This is a genomic window from Bradyrhizobium tropiciagri (genome assembly GCF_018130505.1).
Lineage (GTDB): Bacteria > Pseudomonadota > Alphaproteobacteria > Rhizobiales > Xanthobacteraceae > Bradyrhizobium > Bradyrhizobium tropiciagri_B.
Window position 1 is genome coordinate 121097 of sequence record NZ_JAFCKH010000016.1, and the last position, 14047, is coordinate 135143.

12 protein-coding genes are annotated in these 14047 nt (G+C 65.8%); 7 read left to right on the top strand and 5 right to left on the bottom strand.

Going from position 1 to position 14047, the window contains the following annotated elements; translation table 11 throughout:
- Positions 1 to 2: 2 nt before the first annotated feature.
- From JQ633_RS32655 to JQ633_RS32670, 4 genes are all read left to right on the top strand, one after another.
- Entirely contained in the window at positions 3 to 1721 is a 1719-nt protein-coding gene (locus JQ633_RS32655) for a hypothetical protein (protein WP_211989933.1), read from the top strand.
- 247 nt (positions 1722 to 1968) lie between these two features.
- Positions 1969 to 3030, top strand: a complete 1062-nt coding sequence (locus tag JQ633_RS32660; RefSeq protein ID WP_211989934.1) for a Gfo/Idh/MocA family protein — start codon at positions 1969 to 1971, stop codon at positions 3028 to 3030.
- Complete coding sequence (locus tag JQ633_RS32665) at positions 3027 to 3494, top strand: acyltransferase (RefSeq protein WP_211989935.1); 468 nt, start codon at positions 3027 to 3029, stop codon at positions 3492 to 3494. The genes JQ633_RS32660 and JQ633_RS32665 overlap by 4 nt, the downstream gene beginning before the upstream one ends.
- 10 nt (positions 3495 to 3504) lie before the next feature.
- Entirely contained in the window at positions 3505 to 4602 is a 1098-nt protein-coding gene (locus JQ633_RS32670; RefSeq protein WP_211989936.1) for a DegT/DnrJ/EryC1/StrS family aminotransferase, read from the top strand.
- Between the two features lies 1 nt (position 4603).
- Here JQ633_RS32670 and JQ633_RS32675 read toward each other — a convergent pair whose 3' ends face one another.
- On the bottom strand, positions 4604 to 5842 hold the full coding sequence (locus tag JQ633_RS32675; RefSeq protein WP_211989937.1) for a glycosyltransferase family 4 protein: 1239 nt from the start codon (positions 5840 to 5842) through the stop codon (positions 4604 to 4606).
- A 128-nt stretch (positions 5843 to 5970) separates the two neighbouring features.
- Positions 5971 to 6513: an HAD family hydrolase gene (locus tag JQ633_RS32680; RefSeq protein ID WP_211989938.1), complete on the bottom strand. Its 543-nt coding sequence runs from the start codon at positions 6511 to 6513 to the stop codon at positions 5971 to 5973.
- 240 nt (positions 6514 to 6753) lie between these two features.
- Here JQ633_RS32680 and JQ633_RS32685 point away from each other — a divergent pair, with 240 nt between their 5' ends.
- Positions 6754 to 7170 carry a hypothetical protein gene (locus JQ633_RS32685; RefSeq protein ID WP_211989939.1) on the top strand — a complete coding sequence of 139 codons (417 nt, stop codon included), beginning with the start codon at positions 6754 to 6756 and terminating at the stop codon, positions 7168 to 7170.
- Positions 7171 to 7190: 20 nt separating this feature from the next.
- Here JQ633_RS32685 and JQ633_RS32690 read toward each other — a convergent pair whose 3' ends face one another.
- Positions 7191 to 8414 carry a phenylacetate--CoA ligase family protein gene (locus JQ633_RS32690; protein WP_211989940.1) on the bottom strand — a complete coding sequence of 408 codons (1224 nt, stop codon included), beginning with the start codon at positions 8412 to 8414 and terminating at the stop codon, positions 7191 to 7193.
- A gap of 92 nt (positions 8415 to 8506) precedes the next feature.
- Here JQ633_RS32690 and JQ633_RS32695 point away from each other — a divergent pair, with 92 nt between their 5' ends.
- Positions 8507 to 9649, top strand: a complete 1143-nt coding sequence (locus tag JQ633_RS32695; protein WP_433995714.1) for an AGE family epimerase/isomerase — start codon at positions 8507 to 8509, stop codon at positions 9647 to 9649.
- Positions 9650 to 9712: 63 nt separating this feature from the next.
- On the opposite strand, the gene JQ633_RS32700 is transcribed toward JQ633_RS32695, so the two are convergent.
- Positions 9713 to 10549 carry an ABC transporter ATP-binding protein gene (locus JQ633_RS32700; protein ID WP_211989941.1) on the bottom strand — a complete coding sequence of 279 codons (837 nt, stop codon included), beginning with the start codon at positions 10547 to 10549 and terminating at the stop codon, positions 9713 to 9715.
- A gap of 214 nt (positions 10550 to 10763) precedes the next feature.
- Between JQ633_RS32700 and JQ633_RS32705 the strand changes: the two genes are divergently transcribed.
- Positions 10764 to 12647 carry an FG-GAP repeat domain-containing protein gene (locus tag JQ633_RS32705; RefSeq protein WP_211989942.1) on the top strand — a complete coding sequence of 628 codons (1884 nt, stop codon included), beginning with the start codon at positions 10764 to 10766 and terminating at the stop codon, positions 12645 to 12647.
- A gap of 101 nt (positions 12648 to 12748) precedes the next feature.
- Here the strand turns inward: JQ633_RS32705 and JQ633_RS32710 are convergent, their stop codons facing one another.
- Positions 12749 to 14032 carry an ABC transporter substrate-binding protein gene (locus tag JQ633_RS32710; protein WP_211989943.1) on the bottom strand — a complete coding sequence of 428 codons (1284 nt, stop codon included), beginning with the start codon at positions 14030 to 14032 and terminating at the stop codon, positions 12749 to 12751.
- Between the last annotated feature and the right edge of the window lie 15 nt (positions 14033 to 14047).

Below are 14047 nucleotides of genomic sequence, written 5' to 3' on the forward strand. Positions count from 1 at the left end.
CGATGGACGAGACGATCGGCACACTAAGCGAGAGGCGCCTTCGGACCGCGGGCTTCGCCGCCCTCGCGTTCGTCGTCGTGCTGTGGCTCGGCGTCTCCGCGCTCGCGGTGTCGCGGCAGGGGACATGGCCGGACGAGGCTGCCTACATCCTGAAATCGTGGTGGTACGTCAGCGGCGCCGTCCGTCCCTATTCGGCCGAGGATGCGACCTGGTATCAGCCGCTGATCTACTATGTGATCGGCCTCTGGCAGTGGATGGTCGGTCACGGCGTCATCGCCTCGCGATCGGACACCGTGCTGATCACCGCGATCAACATCGGCCTGCTCGCAGGCCTGCTGCGGCGATTGAACTGCGGGATCTGGCCGATCGTCTTTGCGATCATCGTCTTTGCACTCACCGAGGACAGCGTCTTCTATTTCAGCAGCGCTACCCCCTACGCATTTGCGATCTGCCTGCAACTGATCGCGCTGCATCTGATGCTGACGATGCGCGGCAATGCCGGCTACGCCCTCGCCATCGCGCTCGGCGTCGTGTTGACGATGATCTATTTCGTCAGGATCAACCTGGTTTCGTTCATTGCGCTGAGTCTCGCGATCGTCTGGGTCAGGGCCGGCCGCGATCGCTGGCGCGTCTATGCGTTCGCGGCGGGCATTTTCGTCGCGACATGGCTGAGCCTGGCGTGGCTGTGGGGGCAACGTTTCGTCTATGTCTCGCTGTGGTTTCCAATCGTCACGGACTGGCTGTCCCGTGCCGGCGTGATGCCGTACCCGCATGCGATGAGCCTGAGCCAGCAATTGCTGATGCAGGGCGTACCGAGCCGCAGCCTGCCCGAACTGTTGTCCTACATGTTCGGTCCGGACATGATGCTGAACTGGCTCGTGGCGCACCACGTCGTGCCGCTCGCCGCGGCGGTCTTCGCCCTCGGCGTGCTGGTGTTCCGCCGCTCGCCGAACCGGGGATGGATTGCGACATTCCTCGCCGCCTACCTTTTCCTGCTGCTGTTCCACCACTTCGGCGCGCAATCCTATTGCCCGATCTGCATCCAGGGCTACGCGAACTATTTCAACTATTTCGGTGCGCTCGCGGGCGCGCTGGCGCTGAGCGGATGGTCCGGGCCGCCGCGGCGCAAAGCGCCCGGCGGCCCGGTTGCGGCCGGAGCGGTGGCGGCGGCGCTGGTGCTGGCGTCGCTGCAATCCTGGTACCTGTCGGGGAGCAACCGGCTGCCATCGATTCGCAATCAGGCGAGCGCGCTTCCGAGCGAGGTGCGCCGCATCGGCGCGGCCCTCAAGGGTCATCTGCCGGCAAATTCGCTGGTCGGCCTCGTCAGCATGGATCCGAGGATTCCGCTGGCACTGGCCGATGCCGACGCGCGGATTTCTCCCGTCGCGCTGTCCCTGACGTCGTTCTACCGCAAGCTCAACGACAATCTGACGGCCGAGCAGAAAGCGGTGGCGACGGCAGAGATCGCGGAGCTGTCGCTCTGGACCGATTCGACCGCCGAAAACTGGATGCGCAACGACTACGAGTTCCTTCTCGTGCAGCGGCGGCCAGACCGGTTTCCGTCCTGGCTGATCTGGGCTCCCGATGCCCCGCTGGTGACGCGCGGATTGGCAAAGTGCTTCGAGCGGATCGATGCGCGGGCGTTCGACGACGTGACGCCGCCGCTGTCGGTCGAGCTCTATCGCCGCACCGGCCGCGGCGACGCCTGTGTCAGCGATTGAACGGCAGGGTTGATTGCTCCGCGGCGCGCCGTGCCGGGCACCGGTGGGCCACGGACACCGGAATTCCCCCTGCCGGCTGGCCCGGGGGCCGCATAAGCGCCTTGCCTTGTTGCGAGTTTTCCGAGTAATGGACGGTATCGTGCGGCCCCCAAAGGCCGCTTGTTCCCTCGGCGATTGGGCCGGTCGTAATGGCTTGCGATAAGCCAAAAACGATAAGCCAAGAGATAAGCCAACACAGGGCCTTTGCATGATCAGATTTGGCCTGCTCGGTTGCGGGCGTATCGCCAAGCGTCATTCCGACCTGCTGGGCGGCAATCACATCGAAGGGGCGAAGCTGGTCGCGGTTTGCGATCCGGTCCCGGCGCGCGCCGACGCGATCGCCGGCAAGTTCGGCGTTCCCGCCCATTACGACATGGATGAGTTTCTGGCGCGCAACGACGTCGACGCGGTCGCGGTCCTGACCCCGAGCGGGCTGCATCCGGCGCACGTGATCGCCTGTGCCAAAGCCGGCAAGCATGTCGTGGTCGAGAAGCCGATGGCGCTGCGGCTGCAGGACGCCGACGACATGATCCGGGCCTGCGACGAGGCCGGGGTCAAGATGTTCATCGTCAAGCAGAACCGCTTCAACGTGCCGGTGGTCAAGGCGCGCGAGGCGCTCGACGCCGGCCGCTTCGGCAAGCTGATCCTGGGCACGGTACGCGTGCGCTGGTGCCGCGACCAGGGCTATTACGACCAGGACGACTGGCGCGGCACCTGGGCCTATGACGGCGGCGTGCTGACCAATCAGGCCAGCCACCATGTCGACATGCTGGAGTGGTTCTTCGGCGACGTCGTCAGCGTCCATGCGCGCGCGACCACCGCGCTCGCCAGGATCGAGACCGAGGACACCGCCGTCGCGACGCTGAAATTCCGCAACGGCGCGCTCGGCATCATCGAAGCCACCACTGCGGCGCGTCCGACCGATCTCGAGGGATCGCTCTCGATCCTCGGCGAACGGGGAACGGTCGAAATCTCCGGCTTCGCGGTCAACCAGATCCGGCACTGGCGCTTCATCGACGAATTGCCGTCGGACAAGGACGTCGTCGAGAAGTTCTCGGTCAATCCGCCCAACGTCTACGGTTTCGGCCACCAGGCCTATTACCACCACGTGGTCGATTGCCTGATCAACCAGCGCTCGGCGCTGGTCGACGGGCTCGAGGGCCGCAAGAGCCTGGAGCTGATCTCCGCGCTCTACGAATCGATCGAGACCGGCGCGGAAGTCGCGCTGCGCTTCACGCCGCGGCTGAGCCGGCTGGGCGTCGCCTCGTGAACCGGCCGGAGGTGCATCAAGCCGGCGTTCGCGACGTCGCGTTCGGTGCGCGCGTCAAGATCGTCGAGCCGTGCAACCTCTACGGATGCAGCATCGGCGACGACTGCTTCGTCGGCCCCTTCACCGAGATCCAGAAGGGCGTCGTGATCGGCGCGCGCACCCGCGTGCAGTCGCATGCCTTCGTCTGCGAACTCGTCACCATCGGCGAGGACTGCTTCGTCGGCCACGGCGTGATGTTCGTCAACGACACGTTCTCCACCGGCGGACCGGCGCGCGGCCGCAAGGAACTGTGGCGCGAGACCGTGATCGGCAACCGCGTCTCGATCGGCTCCAACGCGACCATCATGCCGGTTCGGATCGTCGACGACGTCGTCATCGGCGCAGGCGCGGTCGTGACCAAGGACATCAACACGCCCGGCACCTATGCCGGCAATCCGGCGCGCCGGCTGCTGGCGAGCCAATAGGGGACGCTCAATGACGGTGCCATTCGCCGACCTGCAGCTGCAATACCAGAACATCAAGGGCGAGATCGACGCCGCGATCGCCGCCGTCATCCGCGACAACGCCTTCATCCGCGGCAGCTATGTCGACGACTTCGAGCAGGAATTCGCGGCCGCGTCCGAGACCGCCCATTGCGTCTCCTGCGCCAACGGCACCGATGCGCTCTACCTCGCGATGCGGGCTTTGAAGGTGCAGCCCGGCGATGAGGTGATCACGACGGCGCATTCCTGGATCTCGACCGCGGCGATGATCACCCATGCCGGCGCCAATGTCGTGTTCTGCGACACCGAGGCCGGCACTTTCACGATCGATCCGGCGGCGATCGAGGCCGCGATCACGCCGCGCACGGTCGGCATCATTCCGGTGCATCTGTACGGGCAGCCCGCCGACATGGACGCAATCATGGCGATTGCAAACAAGCACAAGCTCTGGGTGATCGAGGATTGCGCCCAGGCGCATCTCGCGCGCTACAAGGGCAAGATGGTCGGAACGTTCGGCGAGGCCGCGACCTATTCGTTCTATCCGGGCAAGAATCTCGGCGCGATGGGCGATGCCGGCGCCGTCGTCACCAATGATGCGGCACTTGCCGAGCACATGACCATGCTGGCGCGCCATGGCGGGCTGGTGAAGCACCAGCACCGCATCGAGGGCATCAACAGCCGGCTCGACGGCATGCAGGCCGCGATCCTGTCGGCGAAGCTGCCGCATCTTGCGGCCTGGACCGAGGCGCGGCAGCAAGCCGCGAGGGTCTACGACGCCGGGCTGAACCAGATCGAGGACGTCGTGGTGCCCGAGGTCGCGCCGGAGCGCAGCCACGTCTACCACCTCTACACGATCAGGCATCCGCGCCGCGATGCGCTGGCGGCGCATCTGAACGCCAACGGCGTGCAGACCGCGATCAACTATCCGACTGCCTTGCCGTTCCTGGCGGCCTATGCGCGGCTCGGCCACCGTCCGGAGCAATTTCCGAACGCGCACCGCGATCAGGGCCAGATCCTCTCGCTGCCGATGTTCGCCGAGATCTCCCGGCCGCAGCAGGACGAGGTGATCGATCTGGTGCGCAAGTTCTAGATCAGCGCTCAGCCTTGATCTGGGCGATGACGTCGCGATAGCGCGCCAGCGCCGCCGCCTCGGTGAACTTCTCGGCGGCGACCGCCGCTGACCGGCCCATCCGCGCGACCTCGTTCAAATCGGCTGCAGCCGCGCGGATCGCCTCCGCAAGGCGCACAGGATCCTCGGGCGGGACCACCCAGCCGATGTTCTCGTCACGAACCTCGATCGCCGCTTCGGAATGGTCCTCCGAGCCGACCATGACGGCACGCCCGATCGCCAGCAGATTGTAGAGACGGCTGGGAATCGAGACGCCGGCCATGTTGCGGCGATAGGGGATGGCCCAGACGTCGCAAGCGGACAGGAATTCGACCAGATCCGCGGCCGGCACCGGATCGAGCAGCGTCACATTGGGCAGCCTGGCCGCCGATTGAAGGTCGCCGAGCTGTTTCCAGCCGACGCCCCAGCCCGACAACAGGAAGTGGATATTGGCCTCGTCGCGGAGAATTCTGGCTGCCTCGAACACCGTGGTCGGATCGTGGGTGAAGCCGAGATTGCCCGACAGACCGACCACCAGATGCGCACTGTCGCGCGGCCTGAAGCAGTTCGATGGCGCCGGTTCGCGATATCCCACCGACAGGAACGTCCAGTTCGGAATGAAGTGAAGCTTCTCGGGCCTGACGCCCGCATATTTCAAGAGCAGCGGAGGGACGTCGCGGCCGATCACGACGATGCCGTCCAGTGCCCTGAACATGATGCCGTTCAGGAAGCGCAGGCTTCTGTTGACCAGCGATGTCGCACTGATGAAGCCGCCTGCTTCCAGCGCCTCGGGATAGAGATCGTAGATCAGCAGGGCGGTCGCCGCGCCGCGCAGCTTGGCGGCGAGCACGACGGCGTAAGGCAGCGTGAATGGCGTCGTCACGCAAAACACCAGGTCGCCCCGGCGCGCCTGCCTCAGCACCCCAAAGAACATCGAGGCGGCGAGGGCGACAACCGCCAGCGCCCGCCAAACGATCGAGGCTTTGCTGGCTTGCAGGCTGCGCAGCTCGATCACCCGCGGATTGGCGCGGTCACCATCCGCAGCGGACGCGGACCCCTTGGTCGCGGACAGCACCACGACCTCGGCATCGGCTGCGAAGGCGCCGGCGATCTTGCCGACATAAGTTGCGGTCGTGGTGGGGTCCGGCGGGTAGAACTGGGTGGCGAAAACGATCCGTTTGAACGTTTCCCGACGGACTGGCTTTTCGGATGCGGACGGCATCGGGGCGGATTGCTTTCGGTTGGCCACTGTCTCAAAACCCGCTCTGTAGGTGATCGCGGCACCGTGCTCAAGCGTCTTGGGCCGTCAAACCGCCATGCCGGCGCAACGGCCGGCCATCGCGCGGTCGATCAGCCGATTTGCAGCAGCGGCCTGACGAACAGTTCCAGATCGGGTCCCGAAAACAGGTAGCCCTTGAGCCCGGCGGCGCGCGCGGCCTCCAGATCGGTCGGCTGGTCGCCGATCAGAAAGCTGCGCTCGACATCGACCGGAAACCGTGCCAGCAGGTCGTTGATCATGCCGGGCGCAGGTTTGCGGCGATGGCTCACTTGCCGATAGCGCTCAACGCTTCCTTCGGGGTGGAACGGGCAGTATTCGAAGGCGTCGATATGCGCGCCGATGCCGGCGAGTTCGTCCGCCATCCAGCGGTGCAGCTCCTCGACATGCGCCTCCTCATAGAGGCCGCGCGCGACGCCGGACTGGTTGGTGACCACGAACGCGAAATAGCCGGCATCGTTGACCGCCTTGACCGCCTCACGCGCGCCGTCGATCCACACCAGTTTGTCGCTCTCGAACAGGTAGCCGATATCCCTGTTGAGGACGCCGTCCCGATCGAAGAATACGGCCGGTCTCGTTGCGCGGTCGCCGCGGAGGCCGTTCGGGTCCTGCGGCATTCGCTCGGGTGGTGCGGGCAGCTTCGTTCTCCATATCAACCGTACAGTGTGCCGTGCTGCAACACAATCGGCTCAACAGTGCTCAAACCGGGAAGCCGGCACCGGCCAATTCGGCCATCGCGACGCGCGTCCGGCTATGCTAGCATTCGCGCAACCGAAGTTGCCAAAACGGAGGTGCACCGATGATACGATCAAGAAGCAGGCTTGCATCGGTGCGGTTGGTACAATTGTCGAGCGTCGATGGTCAGGTTTAGCGCAGCCGTTGCTGCATTGTTCGTTCTCTACTTCCCGCTCGCGGCGTGGGTTGATCACAGCTACGTCAATCTGGTCCCAAGGGGCAAGATCGTGGTTCGGCTGGTCAAGCCGTTCGAGACCTATGCCTACGCCAACCTGAGCAGTCCGGAGACGCTGAATCGCCTTTCGCAGTGGGCCGACGACGAGAAGGCGGATCCGCAGCGATCTCCGATCATCATCTACGAGGATGGCGTGCCGCTCGGGCCCGGCCACAATTCGTTCGCGGACATCGCGAAACTGGGGGCCGGGCGATTTTCCCACTGGCGAATGGGAGTGGTGTTTTCGGCCAGCGACAACAGCAACCCCAATACCAACGGCCGGAACTATTGGGCCGTGCTGCCCGACGAACACAGCCGTCACTAATGAGATCGCAAGCGCCGGCTCTACCGCTCGTCGGCGATCACCTTGCCGTCGTTCGGCAGCGCGCCGGCGCCGACCATCTCGACAGTGCCGCCGAGCTTGGTGACCGCACGCAGCGTCGCCGCAACCTCGTCCTGCAACGCCTTCGCCGCTGAGGCGCATTCGGCCTTCAGCGTCATCACGTCGGTCTCGCCGGCGCGGCTGACGACGAGGCGCAGCCGTCCGAGCTCGGGATGCCGCTTGCCGATCTCGGCGACCTGTTCGGGCCGGACGAACATGCCCTTGACCTTGGTGGTCTGGTCGGCGCGGCCCATCCAGCCCTTGATGCGCAGGTTGGTGCGCCCGCACGGGCTCTTCCCCGGCAGCGCCGCGGTCAGGTCGCCGAGCGCGAGGCGGATCCAGGGATGGTGCGGATCGAGCGAGGTGACGACGATCTCGCCGACGTCACCGGGCGCCACCGGATCGCCGGTGCCGGGCTTGACGATCTCCAGGATCAGGTCCTCGTTGACGGTCATGCCCTCGCGCGCCGGCGTCTCGAACGCGATCATGCCGAGGTCGGCGGTGCCGAAGGCCTGGTAGGCCTCGATGCCGCGTGACTTCATTTCCTCCTGCAGCGATTTCGGGAACGCAGCGCCGGAGACCAGCGCGCGCTTGATCGAGGAGACGTCGCGGCCGGCGCTTGCGGCGGCATCGAGCAGGATCTTCAGGAAGTCCGGCGTGCCGCTATAGCCGACCGGGCGGTAGGCCTCGATCAGCTCGAACTGCTGCTCGGTATTCCCAGGACCGGCCGGGATCACCGCGCAGCCGAGCGCCCGCGCCGAGGCGTCGAAGATGAAGCCGCCCGGGGTGAGGTGATAGCTGAAGGTGTTCAGCACCACGTCGCCCTCGCGGAAGCCGGCCGCGAACAGCGCCCGCGCGCCGCGCCAGGGATCGGCCTGACGGCCCTCCGGTTCGAAGATCGGGCCGGGCGAGGTGAACAGGCGGGCGAACGAGCCCGCATTGCCGGCCACGAAGCCGCCGAACGGCGGAGCGGCCTTGTGCAGGGCAGGCAGCTCCGATTTGCGCAGCACCGGCAGCCGCGCCAGCGCGTCCCGGCCGGTGACGGAGGCCGGATCGACGCCCCTCAAGAGATTGGCGTAGGCGGGGGCGGCCATCGCCTGGTGCAGCACCTCGGGGAGGCGGGCGAACAAGGCCGCCTCGCGCTCGGCCGGATCGCGGGTTTCGAGGGTGTCGTAATGGTCGGTCATGGCTGGTCCTTGGCAAGATTCGCGCGGGTTGCGCGCCGCCTCGTGCGTGCTATCAGACGGCGTTTACGGACGTTGGGACTGTTCCAGGGACTATGATGGCTGAAGCACAGGACGGAGCGGCCGACGTCGTCGCGAGATTGAAGAGCCGGATCATCGACCATGCGCTGCCGCTGTGGTCGACGGTGGGCTGGGATGCCGGGGCCGGCGGCTTTATCGACCGGCTGCAGCAGGACGGCAGCGCCGATCACGCCGCTCCGCGCCGGGTGCTGGTGCAGGCGCGCCAGATCTATTGCTACGCCAAGGCGGCGCAGATGGGCTGGTATCCGGAAGGCCGCGCGATCGCGCTGAAGGGGCTGGAGTACCTGCTCGCCAAGGCCAAGGCGCCGGATGGCCGTCCCGGCTTCGTCTACAGCCTGACGGCGGACGGAGGCGTCGGCGACGCCTCGCGCGACACCTATAGCCACGCCTTCGTGCTGCTCGCGCTCGCGACCGCCTATGGCCTCGACCAGGACGCCCAGATACGCGCCGAGATCGACACCCTGCTGGCGTTCCTCGACGCCCAGCTGCGCTCGCCGCATGGCGGCTTTCAGGAAGGGCTGCCGCCGTCGATGCCGCGCCGGCAGAACCCGCAGATGCACCTGTTCGAGGCGATCATCGCCTGCTTCGATGCGACCCACGATCTGTCGTTCCAGAACCGCGCCGGCGAGTTCTTCGCGCTGTTTCTCGCCAGTCTCTACGACAAGCAGGCACGCGTGCTCGGCGAATATTTCGAGGAGGACTGGTCGAAGATTCCGCCCGTCAGCGTCGAGCCCGGCCACCTCGCGGAGTGGGTGTGGCTGCTCAAGGGCTTCGAGCGGATCACCGGCTGCCCGACCGGGCGCCCGCGCGGCGAGCTCTTGGCATCGGCGCTGCGCTACCGTGATGCGGCGACCGGCTGCCTGGTCGACGAGGGCGATGCTGAAGGCAACATCCGCCGTCACACGCGGCGGCTGTGGCCGCAGAGCGAGCTGGCGAAGGCCTGGATCGCGCAGGCCGAGGCCGGCGAGAGCGGAGCGGCGGACGAAGCGCGCGCGGCGCTGCTGCTGCTCGAGCGGCACTATCTCAGCCATCCGGTCGTGGGCGGCTGGTACGACCAGTTCGACCGTGACGGCAACTCGCTGGTCGCCACCATTCCTGCCTCGTCGTTCTACCACGTGCTCTGCGCCGTGACGGAAGCGGAGCAGGTGCTCGGCTAGAGCTGCTTTGGTCTGACGCATCGTCACGCTGATCGATCCTGCCTCATTCAAACGCCGGCCGGCTCACAACCAGCGCTTGCGCCGCTTGAAGCTCTTCAGGTTCTTGAAGCTCTTGCGCTGGTCGCCGGCGCCGCCGAGGTAGAATTCCTTGACGTCCTCGTTGTCGCGCAGCTCGTCGGCGGAGCCGTCGAGCACCACCTTGCCCTGCTCCATGATGTAGCCGTGGCTCGCGACCGACAGCGCGGCGCGCGCATTCTGCTCGACCAGCAGGATGGTGACGCCGAGATCGCGGTTGATCTCCTTGATGATCGCGAACACTTCCTTGACCAGCAGCGGCGACAGGCCCATCGACGGCTCGTCCATCAGGATCATCTTCGGGCGCGCCATCAGCGCCCGGCCGATCGCCAGCATCTGCTGCTCGCCGCCGGAGAGATAGCCGGCAAGACCGGTGCGCTCCTTCAGGCGCGGGAAATATTTGAACACCATGTCGATATCGCTGCCGACCTCGTTGTCGCGGCGGGTGAAGGCGCCGAGCCGCAGATTCTCCAGCGACGTCATGTCGGCGACGATGCGGCGGCCCTCCATCACCTGGAAGATGCCGCGACGCACGATCTTGTCCGGATCGATGCCGTTGATGCGCTGGCCCTCGAACAGGATCTCGCCGCGCGTGACCTCGCCGTCCTCGGTCTTGAGCAGGCCGGAGATCGCCTTCAGCGTGGTCGACTTGCCGGCGCCGTTGGCGCCGAGCAGCGCCACGATCGCGCCCTTCGGCACCTCGAGGCTGAGGCCGCGCAGCACCAGGATGACGTCGTCATAGACGACCTCGATGTTGTTGACGCTGAGCAGCGGCGTCGTGACCAGCTCTGGGCGAGCGTGCGGTTCAGATGCGGAGACTTGCACGGGTGAAGTCCTTCCGTTGCCGGGATGATGCGTTGGAAATGTTTTGAAACGGCGCGAACGCGGCGTCGCGGGCCTGCGTCATCGGCAGACGTCGTTCGACGTTAGCAAAATTTAACGCGCCGGAGCGCTGCCGGCGGCGTCGCCGCTCGAACGTTCGCGCGTCGCACGACGACACAATTGCGGTGCGATGCGGCGGTGAGCCAGGAGCCTTGATATGACGGCCTACAGCTTCAGATCGATCGACGTTCCGGCCGCGGCCGGCACCTACACCTATATCGGCGTCACCGGCGTCGATGCGGCCGGCGATGCGGTCGGGTATTACGGCTACACCGATGGCGACGGCGATTCCTACTTCCACGGCTTCGTGGCTGCACGCGGTGAGTCGGTTGGAACGACGTTCGATCCGCCGGGATCGAGCGACACCAACGGCGTCTTCGTCACGGCCGGCGGGGTGATCTACGGCGACTACGTCGACTACGCCAATCGGCAGAACGGCTTCATCGATCACAATGGCAGCGTGACGCAGTACAATTTCGCGCCCAACGAATACACCATTCTTTCCGGGCTCGACGACGCCGGCAACATGTTCGGCGACTTCTATCTCGGCTTCGGCACGGTCGAGAGCTTCGTCGACATCAACGGTGTGTTCTCCATCGTCAATGTCAGTGGATCGAGCGGAACGTCGGTGTCCGGGATCAACGCGTCCGGTGAGATCGTCGGCACCTATTCCGACGCGACCTATCACAATCACGGCTTCATCATTCAGAACGGCGTCACCACGGTCATCGACGGACCGGGCGCATATACGACCAGTCTCGTCGGCGTCAGCAACGCCGGTCTGGTGGCCGGCAACTACGCCGATCCGTCCGGGCACGACCACGGACTGATCGACAGCAACGGCGTCATCGACTCCTTCGACATCGCCGGCTCTGCGGAAACCCAGATCACCGCCATCAACGCGGCGGGCGAACTGGTCGGAAACTACGCCGACGGCTCGGGTCACCTTCACGGCTTTACGGACATCGGCGGCATCATCGCCACTGTCGACATGCCGGGTGCGACCGACACCAACATTCTCGGCGTCGACGCGGCCGGCGACATTTTCGGGTATTACAACGACGCGCAGGGCCAGCACGGCTTCGTCGGATCGCTCGCCGCGCCGCCGCCCCCACCACCTCCGCCTCCACCGATGCCGCCCGCGGATTTGCTGGTGCCCTCCGACTTCAACGCCGACGGTCACGACGACATCCTGTGGCGCGACGACAATGGCACCATGTCGGTCTGGAGCAGCGGCGATATCAGTAATGCGCACTGGATATCCGGTCCGGGCATCGTGCCGAGCTCTCAGCACGTTGCCGGCATCGGCGATTTCGACGGCAATGGCGCCAGCGACATCCTGTGGCGCGATGACGACGGCGCAGTCTTCGTCTGGGACGGCGGCCAGCCCGCTGCCGCGCAAACGCTCGCCGCCGCCGGCGTTGTTCCCGCCGGCTGGCACATCGTCGGCACCGGCGACTTCGACGGCAACGGCCACGATGACATTCTCTGGCAGAACGACAACGGCACGGTGTCGATCTGGAACAACGGCAGCATCAACGGTGCGCACTATATCGCCAGCGCGGGGCAGGTGCCGTCGAGCTGGCACATCGTCGGCACCGGCGACTTCGACGGCAACGGCCACGACGACATCCTCTGGCAGAACGACAACGGCGCGGTCTCGATCTGGGATAACGGCAGCATCAACGGCGCGCACTATATCGCCAGCGCGGGCCAGGTGCCGTCGAACTGGCACATCGTCGGCACCGGCGATTTCGACGGCAACGGCCACGACGATATCCTCTGGCAAAACGACAACGGCACGGTCTCGATCTGGGACAACGGCAGCATCGCCGGCGCGCACTGGATCTCCGGTCCAGGCGCGATGCCGGGCTCCGAGCATATCGTCGGCATTGGTGACTATGACGGCAACGGCCACGACGACATCCTCTGGCAGGACAGCAACACCGACACGCTCACGATCTGGAACAACGCGCAGCCTGCCACCGCACATACTGCGGCCAACGCGGGCGTCGTTCCCGGCGACTGGCATATCGTGTGAGCCGCGGCGCGACTGCGCACACATACCGCCGGCGCTTGTCCATCATCCGTCGCCGGGCCGAGGCCCGGCGACAGCTTCTGCTTCTTCTGCGACCTCTTACCTCACCAGCCGAACCATTCCGGCTTGCGCGGCAGCTCGACCGTCTTCACCTTGTCGAGCTTGATCGTGCCCTTGCTCATCAGGTCATTGATGTCGCCGTCGGTCGCGCCCGAGACCTTCGAGCGATAGAGGTCGACCTTCATCGTCGGGCGGTGATCCTTCTCGGTCCAGGTCGAGGGATTGCAGACGCCTTCCATGCCGGCCGGCACCCAGTCCTTCTTCTGGTAGAAGCCCTTGGCAACGTTCTCGCCGGTGGCGCCGCCGTTCTTGGCGGCCCAGTCGAGTGCTTCCTTCAGGTACAGCGCGCTGCACACCGCTGCGATGTAATGCACCGGGCGATACACCTTGCCGGACGGGTCGGACATCTTGGAGATTTCCATCACCGTCTTCATGCCGGGCGCGTTGCCGCCCCAGGCAACCGCGGTGCGCAGCGGGAAGATCACGCCGTCTGCGGCATCGCCCGCGGTCTTGGCGGCGTTCTCGTCCATGCCCCAGACGTTGCCGAGGAACTGGACGTCGACGCCGGCGGCTTTGCAGGCCTTCAGCACCGAGATGTTGGAAGCCGCGGTGTTGCCGAGATAGGCGTAGTTGGCGCCGGAGCTCTTCAGGCTCAGGCACTGCGCCGAGTAGTCGCCGGGCGACAGAGCGAACACCAGCGGCGGCAGCACCTCGAAGCCGAGCTCCTTCGCAAGCGCCTCACCGGCGGCCTTCGGCGCGTTGGGGTAGGGGTGGTTGGCGCCCATATGGACGAATTTCGGGCTGCCGGACTTGCCCTTGGCCTTCCAGTCCTCCGCCGCCCAGGTCAGCATCGCGCGCATCGAGTCCGAATAGCTCGGGCCGTAGAAGAAGTTATACGGCGCGGGCTTGGCCTTGCCGCTGGTGCCTTCCGGATCGGTCAGTGCTGCGGCGTAGGAGCCGGAGATGTCGGGGATCTTGTCCTGGGCGAGGAAGCCGGTCAGCGCCTCGGTGTCAGCGGTGCCCCAGCCCATGATCGCGGCGACCTTGCCGTCGGGGGCCGACCACTTCTTGTACAGCGCGATCGCGCGCGGCACCTGGTAGCCGTAGTCGTTGCTGTCGACATGGAGCTGCTTGCCGCCGACGCCGCCGTTCTTGTTGACCCAGGCGAAGGTGTCGGCGACGCCCTGGCCGTAGGGCGTACCGACGTCGGACGTGCCGCCCGAGAGGTCCTGCAGATGGCCGATCGCGATCTGGGCCTGTGCGGCGGTGGCGGCGCTGCCGATCAGCAGCGCCAGCGAGACCGAGCTCAAAAGGGATCTAATCGTCATTGTTGTTTCCTCCTG